The sequence below is a fragment of the Halanaerocella petrolearia genome (genome assembly GCF_054657875.1).
The window spans coordinates 934200-946824 of record NZ_BAAHXW010000002.1; the positions used below are offsets into that span (position 1 = coordinate 934200).

General features: G+C 35.4%; 22 protein-coding genes. 21 read left to right on the plus strand and 1 reads right to left on the minus strand.

Going from position 1 to position 12625, the window contains the following annotated elements:
- The first annotated feature begins 34 nt into the window (after window positions 1-34).
- The 6 genes from ACYQ39_RS11970 to ACYQ39_RS11995 all read left to right on the plus strand — a co-directional run bounded on the left by ACYQ39_RS11970 (window position 35) and on the right by ACYQ39_RS11995 (window position 1856).
- The gene (locus tag ACYQ39_RS11970; RefSeq protein WP_459843379.1) at window positions 35-295 is read left to right on the plus strand and encodes a hypothetical protein; all 261 of its coding nucleotides are present in this window, start codon (window positions 35-37) and stop codon (window positions 293-295) included.
- Between the two features lie 13 nt (window positions 296-308).
- Window positions 309-545 carry a hypothetical protein gene (locus ACYQ39_RS11975; RefSeq protein WP_459843381.1) on the plus strand — a complete coding sequence of 79 codons (237 nt, stop codon included), beginning with the start codon at window positions 309-311 and terminating at the stop codon, window positions 543-545.
- Window positions 546-607: 62 nt separating this feature from the next.
- Complete coding sequence (locus ACYQ39_RS11980; protein ID WP_459843383.1) at window positions 608-877, plus strand: hypothetical protein; 270 nt, start codon at window positions 608-610, stop codon at window positions 875-877.
- A 103-nt stretch (window positions 878-980) separates the two neighbouring features.
- Window positions 981-1244, plus strand: a complete 264-nt coding sequence (locus tag ACYQ39_RS11985) for a BC1881 family protein (RefSeq protein ID WP_459843386.1) — start codon at window positions 981-983, stop codon at window positions 1242-1244.
- 120 nt (window positions 1245-1364) lie between these two features.
- A complete protein-coding gene (locus tag ACYQ39_RS11990) occupies window positions 1365-1517 on the plus strand; it encodes a hypothetical protein (protein ID WP_459843389.1) in 153 nt (50 codons plus the stop codon).
- A gap of 18 nt (window positions 1518-1535) precedes the next feature.
- Window positions 1536-1856, plus strand: a complete 321-nt coding sequence (locus tag ACYQ39_RS11995; protein WP_459843391.1) for a hypothetical protein — start codon at window positions 1536-1538, stop codon at window positions 1854-1856.
- Here ACYQ39_RS11995 and ACYQ39_RS12000 read toward each other — a convergent pair.
- Window positions 1843-1980, minus strand: a complete 138-nt coding sequence (locus ACYQ39_RS12000; RefSeq protein WP_459843394.1) for a zinc ribbon-containing protein — start codon at window positions 1978-1980, stop codon at window positions 1843-1845. The genes ACYQ39_RS11995 and ACYQ39_RS12000 overlap by 14 nt on opposite strands.
- Window positions 1981-2152: 172 nt before the next feature.
- On the opposite strand from ACYQ39_RS12000, the gene ACYQ39_RS12005 reads away from it, so the two are divergent.
- From ACYQ39_RS12005 to ACYQ39_RS12075, 15 genes are all read left to right on the plus strand, one after another.
- On the plus strand, window positions 2153-2617 hold the full coding sequence (locus tag ACYQ39_RS12005; RefSeq protein ID WP_459843397.1) for a host-nuclease inhibitor Gam family protein: 465 nt from the start codon (window positions 2153-2155) through the stop codon (window positions 2615-2617).
- A gap of 59 nt (window positions 2618-2676) precedes the next feature.
- Window positions 2677-3096 carry a regulatory protein GemA gene (locus ACYQ39_RS12010; RefSeq protein WP_459843400.1) on the plus strand — a complete coding sequence of 140 codons (420 nt, stop codon included), beginning with the start codon at window positions 2677-2679 and terminating at the stop codon, window positions 3094-3096.
- A gap of 11 nt (window positions 3097-3107) precedes the next feature.
- Window positions 3108-3428 (plus strand): Mor transcription activator family protein, encoded by a 321-nt coding sequence (locus ACYQ39_RS12015; RefSeq protein WP_459843403.1) that lies wholly within the window; start codon window positions 3108-3110, stop codon window positions 3426-3428.
- 144 nt (window positions 3429-3572) lie between these two features.
- Window positions 3573-4022 carry a hypothetical protein gene (locus ACYQ39_RS12020; RefSeq protein ID WP_459843405.1) on the plus strand — a complete coding sequence of 150 codons (450 nt, stop codon included), beginning with the start codon at window positions 3573-3575 and terminating at the stop codon, window positions 4020-4022.
- Between the two features lie 126 nt (window positions 4023-4148).
- Window positions 4149-4310, plus strand: coding sequence for a hypothetical protein (locus ACYQ39_RS12025; protein ID WP_459843408.1), 162 nt, complete (start codon window positions 4149-4151; stop codon window positions 4308-4310).
- A 125-nt stretch (window positions 4311-4435) separates the two neighbouring features.
- On the plus strand, window positions 4436-4891 hold the full coding sequence (locus ACYQ39_RS12030; protein WP_459843410.1) for a 3TM-type holin: 456 nt from the start codon (window positions 4436-4438) through the stop codon (window positions 4889-4891).
- 27 nt (window positions 4892-4918) lie between these two features.
- Window positions 4919-5251: a hypothetical protein gene (locus tag ACYQ39_RS12035; RefSeq protein WP_459843413.1), complete on the plus strand. Its 333-nt coding sequence runs from the start codon at window positions 4919-4921 to the stop codon at window positions 5249-5251.
- Window positions 5235-5543 carry a hypothetical protein gene (locus tag ACYQ39_RS12040; RefSeq protein ID WP_459843416.1) on the plus strand — a complete coding sequence of 103 codons (309 nt, stop codon included), beginning with the start codon at window positions 5235-5237 and terminating at the stop codon, window positions 5541-5543. The genes ACYQ39_RS12035 and ACYQ39_RS12040 overlap by 17 nt, the downstream gene beginning before the upstream one ends.
- Window positions 5540-6091 (plus strand): phage protein Gp27 family protein, encoded by a 552-nt coding sequence (locus ACYQ39_RS12045; protein WP_459843419.1) that lies wholly within the window; start codon window positions 5540-5542, stop codon window positions 6089-6091. The genes ACYQ39_RS12040 and ACYQ39_RS12045 overlap by 4 nt, the downstream gene beginning before the upstream one ends.
- The gene (gene terL / locus ACYQ39_RS12050) at window positions 6092-7846 is read left to right on the plus strand and encodes a phage terminase large subunit (RefSeq protein WP_459843422.1); all 1755 of its coding nucleotides are present in this window, start codon (window positions 6092-6094) and stop codon (window positions 7844-7846) included.
- Window positions 7846-9417 (plus strand): DUF935 domain-containing protein, encoded by a 1572-nt coding sequence (locus tag ACYQ39_RS12055; protein ID WP_459843425.1) that lies wholly within the window; start codon window positions 7846-7848, stop codon window positions 9415-9417. Before terL ends, ACYQ39_RS12055 begins: the two co-directional genes overlap by 1 nt.
- Complete coding sequence (locus ACYQ39_RS12060) at window positions 9407-10126, plus strand: phage head morphogenesis protein (RefSeq protein ID WP_459843428.1); 720 nt, start codon at window positions 9407-9409, stop codon at window positions 10124-10126. The genes ACYQ39_RS12055 and ACYQ39_RS12060 overlap by 11 nt, the downstream gene beginning before the upstream one ends.
- Window positions 10123-11181, plus strand: coding sequence for a phage protease (locus tag ACYQ39_RS12065; protein ID WP_459843431.1), 1059 nt, complete (start codon window positions 10123-10125; stop codon window positions 11179-11181). The genes ACYQ39_RS12060 and ACYQ39_RS12065 overlap by 4 nt, the downstream gene beginning before the upstream one ends.
- A 27-nt stretch (window positions 11182-11208) precedes the next feature.
- Window positions 11209-11589: a hypothetical protein gene (locus ACYQ39_RS12070; RefSeq protein ID WP_459843434.1), complete on the plus strand. Its 381-nt coding sequence runs from the start codon at window positions 11209-11211 to the stop codon at window positions 11587-11589.
- 28 nt (window positions 11590-11617) lie between these two features.
- Window positions 11618-12496, plus strand: coding sequence for a Mu-like prophage major head subunit gpT family protein (locus tag ACYQ39_RS12075; RefSeq protein WP_459843437.1), 879 nt, complete (start codon window positions 11618-11620; stop codon window positions 12494-12496).
- Window positions 12497-12625: the final 129 nt, after the last annotated feature.

Below are 12625 nucleotides of genomic sequence, written 5' to 3' on the forward strand. Positions count from 1 at the left end.
CTTTTAGTTGCCCTTCCATGAAAGGAGGTCAAAGATGCTTAAATTTTTAGCAGGTATGATTACAGGAGGTAGCTTAGGTTTCTTACTCTTTGCTCTATTACAAACCAGTCAGCAGGCTCGAATCTTTGCCGAACTAAGCAATTTAATCTGCCACTTACAGCAAGCTTCTGAACGGTACTCCAAAAAGAGCGAAACAACCACTGATGAACTTTTAAAAAGTCGTTATTTAGGTAGAGTTGTTGCTTTTAAACAGACAGTTTATGTTCTTAAAGACATCTTAATTAACAACCAATAAGGAGGCGTTACTAATGATGACTATTGGAGAAGCTCTAAAGAGTAAACAACCAACAGAACATAAGAAACTAATCCTATTAAAGACTAAATTACAGTACCGCCAGATATTTCAACCTCTATTTAATTCCCTAGCAACTGCTGCTAGAAATATGGCACAAGCTCTTATTAGAGCATTTAAAGGGGTGAGTGCTAATGAATCTCTTAAGCAAGCTACTAAGAACCAACAATCAGCTACTAATCAGGAGAATTAAGAAAAATGGTTATGAGATTACAGGCATAAGTCCTTTGGCTAAAGGTTTTGGAAGTGATAGCAGTGACTAAAGATAATAAACCACCTAAAGAAATAGTCGATGCCTGGACTAAAGTTTGTTCTTACATTAGAGATCAGCGAGCCAAAAGAGAAATTAGTACCTTATTCTTTGGCATTGAGTATGGCACTAAAGAAAGATTAGTCAGAAATAGAGGAAGGCTTGCTGCACCAGAATATGAAGTTTATAACTCTTATACCTTAAAGACTTTAGATGAAGATTTTAAAATCGAAAGCAGACCTCTTAAAGATAAGAGCTTAAGTTCAAGATTATAAACCAGTTTAAAAAACCTTAAGTCGAAACTGGGCATCTGCCCAGTCGGTAGGAATTAGCCCACCTACCCTGATGATGACAGGCTAGAAAGCGAGGTGAAAAATGATGGCAGATGAAATTATAAGTTCTAGCACTGGAGAAGCAATTAAAATTGAAGAAGAGAAAGAAGAGATAACAGGGGTAGAAGTTGATTTACCCCCAATAGCAGTAAAGTTGCCAAAAGAAAAGATTCTAATGAGCATCCCAACTAAAGACTTAGTGGAAGAACTAAAAAAGCGTGAAGGTGTAGAATCAGCTACAGTAGAGCCACATAATAAGTTACAACCCGAAATAAAAGGTCCTGCCATAGTTTTGAAAATAATTGATTAGAAAAGAGGTGCAACAAATGGCAAAAGAAGAGATTAATTACTTGCAACATCGGGGCAATGTTAGGTTATGGGGCAAAGAGAAGAAGGGTAATAAGAAGTCCAATAAATAGGAGGCTAGACTATGAGTGACACTGTAGAACAGAAATTACAACAATTAGAGGATAGAGTAACTAAGCTAGAACAGAAGAATCCTCAACAGGCAAATCAAGAGTTCAGGCGTGCATTCTTCAAAGCATTAAGGAACGTATCTGACCAGTTAGAGCAGGAACATTAAACAAAATAAGGTGGTTATATGAGTCAATTTCTAAAAGGGCAAGCAGAAGCTTATTGTTACATGGTCAATAGGGGGAAGCCTGCTGCAACACTCGCTGTTCAAGATAGGTATTTAGATGAGATTAAAGAGTTTATAGAACAGGAAAATCTCCTCACCTATAACGAGGAACTTTATGAGGGGTGGCAAACGCTTTGGATATATAAATACCCTCATATATTAGAAGTAATCAAGACTTTGCAGCAGACTCCTGATAGTAAATTTGACCATTGGATACTAGGCAAACTCTTTGGTTATGATGAACACTCAATCCACGAGTTCATAACCACTAAGATTGATTGAATTCAGTAAAGGAACATTCAGGACATGGTGGTAGCGTGTCAGAATCATCATCTAATTTAATATATCTACCACACATTTTGCACCGATAAGTTCCTTTACCTGGTTTTTCACCAGTTGAAGGCATATTAAACCCCTCCCTTCCATAAGTAATCTTCACCAGGAAGGGAAACCAATCCTTTTTAAGGAGGTGTCTCAAGGTGGATAATGAGATTGTATTTGAGTATTTAAAAGAAAATTACACAGACCTAGAAGAGTTCTTAAACGACCCTCAAAATAATTTATAAAGGAGAGATAGCATGTCAGAAGAAATTACAGACTGGAAAGAAGCAGATCAGACACTTAAGGAATTAGCAGAGTTAAAATTTAAGAAGAAAAAGGTCGAGAATGAAATGAAGGAAATAATTGCTGAAGCTAAAGCAGAATATGGTGAGGATTTAGCACCACTGGAAGATAAGATTGCTAAGTTAGCTGAAGAATTAGAAGAATTTGTTGCTGATAACCGAGAAGATTTTGATGGTAAATCTAAACAACTCAACTTTGGTACTGTAGGACATAGAAAATCAATCAGGCTAGAAGTTCCTAAAGAGAAGGAAGAAGAAATTTTAGCTAGGTTAAGAGAGTTAGGCATGAATGATTGCATTAATGTTAAGACAGTTAGAAAGGTCGATAAAAGAGCTTTAAAGAATTATTCAGACCAAGAAATTCAATCTGCTGGGATTGATAAAGTAGAATCAGATAACTTTTATTATAAGACCAGTTAGTAACATAACCAGTTATAAAGGCAGTCTTTAAGGCTGCCTTTAATTAAGGAGGTGGCACAGTGATAAGCAATAAAAAGATTGCCTTAATTCATGTAGCTAAAAATGAACTGGGGCTAAATGATGATGAATACAGAGACATATTATTTAGAGAAGCAGGGGTTTACTCCTCAGTTGATTTAGATTATGAAGGATTTGAAGCAGTAATTGATTGCTTTAACAAAATGGGTTTTGAATCAACAGCAAAAAGAGCAGCCAAAAACTCCAGAAGAAGCCAAACAGCTAATAATACATCTGGAAATACAGTTACTCCTGCCCAGCAGGAATACATTAAAGACTTATATAATAAGTTAGGCTGGCATAAAACCGAAAGGAGAACAGGTTTTAATAGAAGGCAGATAGGAAAGCCCTGGGCACAGACTAAAGAAGAAGCATCCCAAGTAATCGAGGGCTTAAAAGCAATGTTGGAGCGTAATGACTAAGGAGGGGTTTGATGACTTTAATTAAGGAATATAAAGAAGATATTGATATAGATGATTTACCTGAACCATATCAAGTAATTGCTCTCAAGGTAGATTTAGATACCGCCTTAACAATAGCTATATTATTTCAAGGTAGTAGCATTTATTTCCCTAAATTAGATTGTGCCATTCAACCACTGAGAGATAAAAGAATTTTTAGAGAGTTTACTGGAGAAAACTATCAAGAGCTAGCTCGTAAATACAACCTCTCTGAAAGACGAGTCAGACAAATCGTACATCAACAGCAGATGAATGAGAACCAAACCAATATATTTGATTTCACAAAAGAGTAAAATAGTGCTTGAAATTCTACAATGAATTATTGCAATAAATTAATGAAATTACTCAACAGACTACAACAAAATAATGTAGTATCATAGCCTTAATGATGATTAATTCATCGTTGAGGCTTTTTAATTTTTTGGGGGTGAAAAAATATGTTGTGGTTAGATGAGAACACAATCCAATTTAAAGGTGAGCCTTATCAAGTTCAACATTTCCGCAAAAGCGAAAAGAATGATTTAGGCGAAATTTGTTGGGGCGACCCAGAAAAGATAAACCCTCGTTTAATTTATCTATTAGACCAATACCGAGAATATTTAGGGCGACCTGTCAGAATTAATTATGGAACACAAGGTCAACACTCACCTAATAGTCAGCATTATTTAGGTAATGCAGTAGATTTATATGTTCCAGCACTTAGCTGGCAAGAACAGTTTTTAGCAGCTATTAGATTTCCTTTTACAGGTATTGGAGTTTATCCTTTTTGGAATAACCCTGGTCTGCACTTAGATATTAGAACTTTACAGACTGGCAAAAAAGCAATGTGGTGGAGAGATAAAAGCAGACAGTATCAAAAGATAGAAACTCTACCCCAGGTATTATAAACAGCCTTTAAATTGTATTTAAAGAGGTGATGAAAGATTTTTAAACTTATTAAAAAGGACAAGCTATTACACTTTATTGTTGGAGTAGGCATTGCAGCTGGTTGCCTATTATTAACAATACCAACTATGTGGACTTTAGTTTTAGTTACTGTTATTGCAGTAGGGAAAGAAATTTATGATTATTTCAATCCTAAAAAGCACACTGCTGATTTAATTGATTCTTTAGTAACAGTTATTGGTGGTCTAGTAGTTGTTTTATCTAAGGCAATTCAGCTTATATTAAAATAACTTAAGTCAAATACCTTCTTAATTGGTATAGATTTTGGAGTATTGGGGAGCAGGCGACAACAATATTCACACAATAATATAGGCAGGGTTGCTCCACCTGCCCTACTAAACAAGGTGGTGAAATTATGTGGGATAAAATTGGTCAGATAGTTTCTAATACTATCAAACCAGTAGGAGACATTATTGATGACATTAATACTTCCGAAGAGGAAAAAATGAGAGCAAAAAAAGAAATGGAAAAAGTAAAGAATGAATTGACTTCTCAAATGATAGAAGTTCAACAAGAAGAACTAAAAGCCAAAAGGGATGTTCTAGTAACAGAAGCAAAGTCAGAACACTTCCTTACCAGTAATTGGCGACCAATCACTGCCTTAGTCTTTACTTTTATCATAGCAAATAATTATATTATTGCTCCATATACAGAAGCATTTTTTAATGTCAAAGTAATGCTTAAGATACCACCTGATATGTGGCAGATAATTAAAATCATGATTGGAGGCTATGTAGGAGGGAAATCCTTTGAAGTAATTGCGGGGAGAGTATCAAAAAATCACGATAGCCGACAAGAAGATTTTAGGTAGATTGGTTCGGAAGGAGAGGTAACATGATTGGATGTGGTAGCAATGGAAACTAGCATAGTAGTGACTATTGTCACTTCTATATTTTCAGTTTTATTAGGAATAGTTGGTTATCTTCTCCATGATTTAAGAACAACAATCAAAGAAGATATCAACGAGCACGAAAGAGAAATTGATGAACTTAAAAAAGAAATTGCAGATGATAGAGCTGATATGCCCCGTAAATTTGTTATGCGTGATGATTTTTTACGGGCAATTAGCAATCTTGATTCTAAAATAGACAATGTAAGTAGTGAAATAAGTGAAATGAACAAGGCATTATCCAAAGTGATAGGCGGTGATAGAGTTGAAAAAAGCAGTTAATGGCAATCAAAATAAAGAGATTAGAGGCAGAATACTAAAAATTTTATATATGAATTACCCGCAACCGACAGGGGATCACTTAATTAGTGAGATTCTTACTGACATCCAGTACTCTATCTCTCCTGCTAAGGTTAATGGGTTAATTACTTATCTAGCAGAAAAGAAATATGTAATTCAAGATACAGCTGAAATTCCTGAATATGATATTTCAAGAAATTTAGTTAAGTTAACTTCAAAAGGAATAGACCTTATAGAAGGGAACATCGACCCTGACCCAGGGGTGATTTTATGACTTTTAGAAGGAAGCATCACAAGGTAAGAGAAGAGTTGCCCGATGAACTACTGGAAGCAGTTAATCAAAAGTTAGTCGCTGGCAAGACTTATCGAGAAATAACTGACATGATTAAGCAAGAAGGATATGAAATCTCAAAATCAGCAGTAGGTAGGTATGGGAAAGACTTTCTTTCTCGTTTAGAACGATTAAAGGTAGTTAAAGACCAAGCCAAAACAATTGTTGAAGAATCTGCTGATAGACCTGCAACAGAAATGTATGAAGCAGCTTCTCAAATGTCAGTACAATTAATCATGGAAACTTTAATGAAGGTAGATGCAGGGAAAGAGTTAAAAGAAGCAAATTTAGTTAAGTTGATGAATGTCTTATCAAAACTTGAATCCTCTGCTACCAGACGTGAAAGAGTCAAGCTAAAATATAACGAAGGTGTAGAAGCTGCTGTCCAAAAGATTAAAGAAGAATTAAAATCAGAAATTAATACCGATTCCGAGTTAATGCAAAAACTAACAAGGCTTGTGGATAAAAGCAAAGAAGCCGTTAAGAATTAGGTGGTAAAGGTGGCTGAATTAATAACTGAGTTAGTAGAGGATACTGACTATATAAACAATAGTGAACAGGAGATAGATGTTGAAGAATTACTAGTTAAATATCTTAAGCGAGGAAGCAGCAAAGAGCATAAAAAGCTTCTCCAGGAGTATCATGATGGAACAAAACTTACTGGAGAAAATGGTTTAAGGCGAAAACTAGGGGCAATTGACCTTGAATACTTTGGAAGAGCTTATTTTCCACACTACTTTGTTAGAAAGTCACCTGATTTTCACAGAGAATTAGATGACATCTGGCAAGAAGCAGTATTAAAGGGCAAGAACCCAGAAGATGAAAATGCTGCTAAAGAACTTGCTGGGCTAAATGGTTCTAATCGTGCGATTGCAGCACCTCGTGGTCATGCTAAAAGTACTACCTTTACCTTCAAAGATAGTTTACACGCCATTTTATATGAATATAAACATTATATTTTGATTCTTTCTGATTCAAGTGACCAAGCAAAAGGGTTTTTAAGCGACATCAAGATTGAATTAGAAGAGAATAAAGCAGTCCAAGAAGATTTTGGAGAGTTACAAGGCAAAACATGGCGTGAAGATTCAATTACAACTAGCACTAATATTAAAATTGAAGGTATTGGGTCAGGAAAAAAAGTCAGAGGTAGAAGGCATAGAAACTGGCGACCTGATTTAGTAGTTCTTGATGATATTGAGAATGATGAGAATGTAAAAACTCCTGAACAGCGTAAAAAATTATCTAATTGGTTCTTTAAAGCAGTTTCTAAAGCTGGTGATGATTACACTGATATTGTTTATATAGGTACTATTCTACACTACGACTCATTACTTGCTAATATCTTAGAGAACCCAGGTTATAGAAGCGTTAAGTATAAAGGTGTCTTATCATTCTCTAAAAATCAAAGCATGTGGGACACCTGGGAAGAGATATTTACTGATTTATCCAATCCAGAACGTGAAGAAGATGCCTTGCACTTTTTTGAGCAATTCAAAGAAGAAATGCTAGAAGGCGTTGAAGTTCTCTGGGAAGAGAAGAATAGTTATTATGATTTAATGGTTGATAAGTTAACGGAAGGGGAAGCTTCTTTTAACTCTGAAATTCAAAACGAACCAATTGACCCAGATGATGCGTTATTTAACGAAGAATGGCTTGATTACTATAATCCAGCAGAAATTGACTTTTCAGATGGTTTTATATTTGTTGGGTTCATAGATCCTTCACTAGGTAAGAATAAAGATAGTGACTACTCAACTATTATTGTGTTGGCTAAACATATCATCACAGGTTATATCTATGTAGTCGAAGCTTCCATTGAAAAAAGACATCCTGATATAATCATTACTGATACTTTTGAGGTAGAAAAGAGGTTAAGACGTGATTATGGCAAGGGGGTTGCTAAGTTAGGGGCAGAGACAAATCAGTTCCAATGGTTTTTGAAAGAAGAGTTGGCTAAAAGAAGTGCCCAAGAAAATTTATATCTACCTATTGAAGAAGTCAATCAAGTTTCAGATAAAGAAATGAGGATTCAAACCTTACAGCCTCATATCAAGAACAAATATATTAAATTTAACGAACAACACAAAACATTACTAGAACAATTAAAGTTTTTCCCAATGGCTGCTAATGATGATGGACCCGACGCATTAGAAGGGGCATATAAGTTAGCTATGAGCATTGGAAGTGGAGAGAGTGAGTATGAATCAGTATCAAAACGTAGGTTTCAAGGAAGGGGGACTTATTAATGAGTAAGATTGTAGATCAATATGGAAGAGAATTAAAATCAACTAAAGAGCCTGATACTAGAGAAATTGCAGTTGCATCAATTAGAGATCGGTACTCAAATTACCCTTCCGAAGGACTGACACCTCAAAAGTTGGCTAAGATTTTTAAAGAAGCTGACAATGGCGATATTCAACGCCAAAGTGAACTTTTTGAGGAAATGTTAAGTAAAGACTTACATCTTTTTAATTGTTTTCAAATCAGGAAGAAATCTGTATTAGGTTCTAATGCAACTTGGGAAGTTATTGCTGCTTCTGATGACAAGAAGGATAAAGAGATTGCAGAGTTTGTTGAAAATCAATTAAAGAATATTCCTAACTTTGAAGATTATCTAGAAGATTTATTAGAAGCAGTAGGTAAAGGTTTTAGAATTCAGGAAATCAACTGGCAGATAAATCAAGGGCAAGCAATTGTAAAAAAACTTAAAAGTATCGAGAATAAAAGATTTACATTTTATGATTCAATTCTGCCTAAAATTATTACAGATGATGCACCTAGTGGCAAAGAATTACCAGCTTATAAATTTATCTATCATAAGCCTAGTGTTAAAACCGGAAGCCAATTAAGGTCAGGTATTTTAAAAATATGTGCTTGGATGTATCTCTTTAAAAATTATGATATCAAGGATTGGGTTAGCTTTACAGAGATTTATGGAATGCCGTTAAGGCTTGGAAAGTATGCTCCTGGTGCTTCTGAAAATGATAAAAAAGCTTTAATTCAAGCAATCAGAAGCTTAGGCAGTGATGCAGCAGGAATAATTTCTAAAGATACTGAGATAGAATTTATTGAGGCAATTTCTAGTGCTAAAGGGGATATTTTTGAGAAACTAGCTAACTTTTGTAATCGTGAAATGTCAAAAGGTATCTTAGGTCAGACATTAACAACTGACACTACTGGAGGAACTGGAACTTATTCAGCTGCTAAAGTTCATGAAATGGTAAGGCAGGATTTAAGAGAAGCAGATGCAGACAGTTTAGCTTCAACTGTTCAATCGCAGTTAATAGAGCCTTTAGTAGGTTTTAACTTTGGTTGGGATGTAGTTAGAGAGTCAGCCCCCTCGTTTAAAGTTAATGTCTATAAATCAGAGGATTTAGAACAGCTAGCTAATGTATATGATAAGTTAGTTCAAATGGGCTTTCAAGGGATTAGTGAAGACCATATTCATAAAAAATTTGGTATTCCAAAGCCTAAAGAGGGAGAAAAAGTAGTTACTGCCCCTGGAAATAACTCTGTAGAGATGAAACAAAAACCTAAAAATTTGATTTCTTTATCAGCAGATAACAATTTTACTCCCCAACAGGAGCAAGTAGAGAACTTAATTGCTAATACTAGAAAGCAAGCAGAAGTAGTCTATGAAGATTACATTAAAAATATTAAACAAGTGATTTTAAAGGCTGATTCTTATGAAGAAATCCAAGAAAAATTATTTGAACTGTATGATGATCTAGAGACTCAGGAGTTAGAAGAGCTAACTGCTAGAGCATTCTTTGTAGCAGACTTGTATGGGAGGTCAACAGTAGAAGATGGAGATTAAAGACCTTGTAACTATGCCTTTTGAAGAAGCGATTGAGGCTTTTAGTAAAACAGTAGCTCTAACTCCTGAACAATATAATTTATTAACCGCAGAGTGCAAGAACAAAGCTTTTACAGTTGCTGGTGTTAGCAAGTTAGATATTTTAAATGATGTTTGGAATGAACTAAATAAAGTAATGGAGGAAGGTACTCCACTAAGAGAGTTCCAAAAAAATGTTGATTCATTATTTGCTAAAAAAGGTTGGTCTAAAGAAGAGAGACCTAAAGCATATAGGATTGAGAATATCTATCGCACTAATATCCAAAAGAATTTTAGTGCAGGAAGATTTAAGCAACAAACCGACCCAGAGGTTGTAAAGAATAGACCTTATTGGGAGTATGATGCTATTAATGATAACAAGACAAGACCAAGCCACAAACAACTTGATGGCGTTGTTAAAAGATATGATGACCCCTTTTGGGATACATATTATCCTCCCAATGGTTTCCAATGTCGTTGCGGTGTTCGTTCTCGCTCAGCTAGAGATTTAGAACGAAGAGGATTAGAAGTAACAGAAGAAATACCTCGAATGCCTTCAAGTGGCAAAAAAGTAGCTCCTGATAAAGGTTGGGCTACTAATCCTGCTTTAGGTACGTGGGAACCTGATTTAAGCAAATATCCCAAAAGTTTAAGTGATAAATTCAAACAAGAGCGAGGTGAGAGAGAATGAAGATAACTCCGATTATACTCAAAGGAGAGCTGGAGGGTGGAGAAGCACCAGAGATGATTCAAATAATACCTTTAGGTAGCTGGACAGACCATCCATCAGGAAAATTTAGAGTTACTAAAGCAGATGTAGTAAAGATAATTGAGAACTTTGCTCAAGAAGAGAATGATTGTGTGATTGATTATGAGCACCAAACACTACATGGTACAGAAGCTCCAGCAGCAGGATGGATTAGAGAACTAATAAATAAAGAGGATGAAGGTCTATATGCCAAGGTTGAATGGACTAAACGGGGTAAAGAATATATTGAAAACAAGGAATATAAATATCTTTCCCCAGTTTTATTATCCTCCCATCAAGATGAAGAAGGTTGGAATAGACCGCATGTACTACACTCTGCTGCTTTAACCAATAAACCATTCATTGATGGAATGGAGCCGATAGTTAATAAAAACTATAATTTTGGAATGAAGGAGGAAGAAGAAATGAACAAAGAAGAATTAATTAAAGTTCTAGGTTTAAAAGAAGATGCCACAGAAGAAGAAGTGATGACTGCTTTAAAGGATTTACAAAGTGGCAATAATCAAGTTGGTAATGGAGAAACTGGAGAAGGTGGAGAATCACAAGAAGAAACTAAAATAGTCAATAGTAAGGTGCTGGATGCTTTGGATTTAGAAGAAGGAGCTAGTCAATCAGAGATAGTAGCTACTATCCATGCTCTAAAACAGAGTACTGTAACTGGGGTAAGTGTAGAAGAATTTAATAAGCTAAAGCAAGAAATGCAAAGAAGCAAAAGAGATGAATTAGTTCAATTAGCAATGAAGGAAGGCAAGATTACTCCTGCTCAAAAAGAATGGGCTAAAAGTTATGCCGAAGATGATCCAGAAGGATTCAAAACTTTCATTAATAAAGCTCCTCAAGTAGTTCCAGTAGATGATGGAGAAGAATTTGATCTAAAGACTAAGACCAAAAGCCAGACTAGTGAAGTGCAGACTATTGTAAATAAACAGTTGGGTATTAGTGAAGAGGACTTTGAAAAGTATGGGGATTCAGAATAATACTTATTTTAGAAAGGGGTGAGAAGAGTGCCAGTAACATCTGATAGAAATACACCAAGACGTAGTGGAGAGTTTTTAGTTTTAACACCTGCTGCTGATACTACAATCTATGCAGGGACTATGACAGCTATCAACACCAGTGGCGAGGCAGTACCTGCTTCTGATTCAGTAGATTTAAAGGTTGTTGGTAGGTCAGAAGATTATTCTTCCGAAGGGGAGGATGTAAAAGTTCGCAAAGGTGTCTTTGGTTATGAGAATGATGGCAGTATTAGCAAAAGCGACATTGGAGACGATTGTTATATTGTAGATGCAATCACTGTTGGTCTAGTTGGCTCAGTGACTAACGACATCAAAGCAGGAAATATTTTTGATGTAGAAAGTAATAAGGTTTGGGTTAAGATTGACTAAATAAAATCAGAATAAGGGAGTTGAAAGTATGTTAGTAAATAGTGCAGTATTAGCTTCAATTTATAGAAGTTTTAAAGTCACCTTTAATAAGTCCTTCGAGGAGTCAGATACTTATTGGGAAGAAGTAGCAACTAAAGTTCCATCAACCACTAAGCAGAATGATTATGCTTGGATTGGTAGATTCCCAAGATTAAAAGAGTGGATTGGAGAAAGAAATGTTAAACAGTTAGCTGCTCATGGTTATAGTATTAAGAATAAGTCTTTTGAATCTACTGTAGGAGTAGATAGAGATGATATTGAGGATGATGCTTACGGTGTTTATAAACCTATGGTTTCAGAAATGGGTAAAGCAGCTAAAGAACATCCTGATCTATTAATCTTTAAATTGTTAAAGGAAGGTTTTGAAAGAGCTTGTTATGATGGTCAGTATTTCTTTGATAGTGACCATGAAGTAAATGGTGAAAGTGTTTCCAATACTGGCGGAGGAACTGGCACACCTTGGTTCTTGCTTGATGTTACCCATGCTCTAAAGCCATTAATCTTCCAAGAAAGAAAAAAGCCTGAGTTTGTAGCTAAGACAAAACCAGATGATGACCATGTATTTATGAACAAAGAATATTTATACGGTGTCGATTATAGAGGTAACGTAGGTTATGGGTTTTGGCAAATGGCTTATGGTAGCAAGCAGGATTTAACTGCTGATAATTATGAGTCTGCTCGTGGTGCTATGATGGAGTTTAAAGATGAAGAAGGAACACCACTGAATATCAAACCTAACTTACTGGTAGTTCCACCTAGTTTAGAAGGTGCAGCAAAAGAGATATTAGAAGCAGACCGAGATGCTAATGGTGCAACTAACAAATGGAAAGGCACTGCTGACTTATTGGTTGTTCCTTATCTAGCGTAACCTATTTATTATAACCAGTTATTCTTTATATATACAAAAGCCACAGAAAGACGATAAGAAGGATTAGACAGGCAAAGAGTATATTTATAGGTAAAATATTTTTTAAATCAAATTGAATAAATTTAAAAG

Coding starts and splice junctions, on each gene's coding strand:
- ACYQ39_RS11970 (WP_459843379.1), top strand. CDS start 35: ATGCTTAAATTTTTAGCAGGTATGATTACAGGAGGTAGCTTAGGTTTC.
- ACYQ39_RS11975 (WP_459843381.1), top strand. CDS start 309: ATGATGACTATTGGAGAAGCTCTAAAGAGTAAACAACCAACAGAACAT.
- ACYQ39_RS11985 (WP_459843386.1), top strand. CDS start 981: ATGGCAGATGAAATTATAAGTTCTAGCACTGGAGAAGCAATTAAAATT.
- ACYQ39_RS11990 (WP_459843389.1), top strand. CDS start 1,365: ATGAGTGACACTGTAGAACAGAAATTACAACAATTAGAGGATAGAGTA.
- ACYQ39_RS11995 (WP_459843391.1), top strand. CDS start 1,536: ATGAGTCAATTTCTAAAAGGGCAAGCAGAAGCTTATTGTTACATGGTC.
- ACYQ39_RS12000 (WP_459843394.1), bottom strand. CDS start 1,980: ATGCCTTCAACTGGTGAAAAACCAGGTAAAGGAACTTATCGGTGCAAA.
- ACYQ39_RS12005 (WP_459843397.1), top strand. CDS start 2,153: ATGTCAGAAGAAATTACAGACTGGAAAGAAGCAGATCAGACACTTAAG.
- ACYQ39_RS12015 (WP_459843403.1), top strand. CDS start 3,108: ATGACTTTAATTAAGGAATATAAAGAAGATATTGATATAGATGATTTA.
- ACYQ39_RS12020 (WP_459843405.1), top strand. CDS start 3,573: ATGTTGTGGTTAGATGAGAACACAATCCAATTTAAAGGTGAGCCTTAT.
- ACYQ39_RS12025 (WP_459843408.1), top strand. CDS start 4,149: ATGTGGACTTTAGTTTTAGTTACTGTTATTGCAGTAGGGAAAGAAATT.
- ACYQ39_RS12030 (WP_459843410.1), top strand. CDS start 4,436: ATGTGGGATAAAATTGGTCAGATAGTTTCTAATACTATCAAACCAGTA.
- ACYQ39_RS12045 (WP_459843419.1), top strand. CDS start 5,540: ATGACTTTTAGAAGGAAGCATCACAAGGTAAGAGAAGAGTTGCCCGAT.
- ACYQ39_RS12055 (WP_459843425.1), top strand. CDS start 7,846: ATGAGTAAGATTGTAGATCAATATGGAAGAGAATTAAAATCAACTAAA.
- ACYQ39_RS12060 (WP_459843428.1), top strand. CDS start 9,407: ATGGAGATTAAAGACCTTGTAACTATGCCTTTTGAAGAAGCGATTGAG.
- ACYQ39_RS12065 (WP_459843431.1), top strand. CDS start 10,123: ATGAAGATAACTCCGATTATACTCAAAGGAGAGCTGGAGGGTGGAGAA.
- ACYQ39_RS12075 (WP_459843437.1), top strand. CDS start 11,618: ATGTTAGTAAATAGTGCAGTATTAGCTTCAATTTATAGAAGTTTTAAA.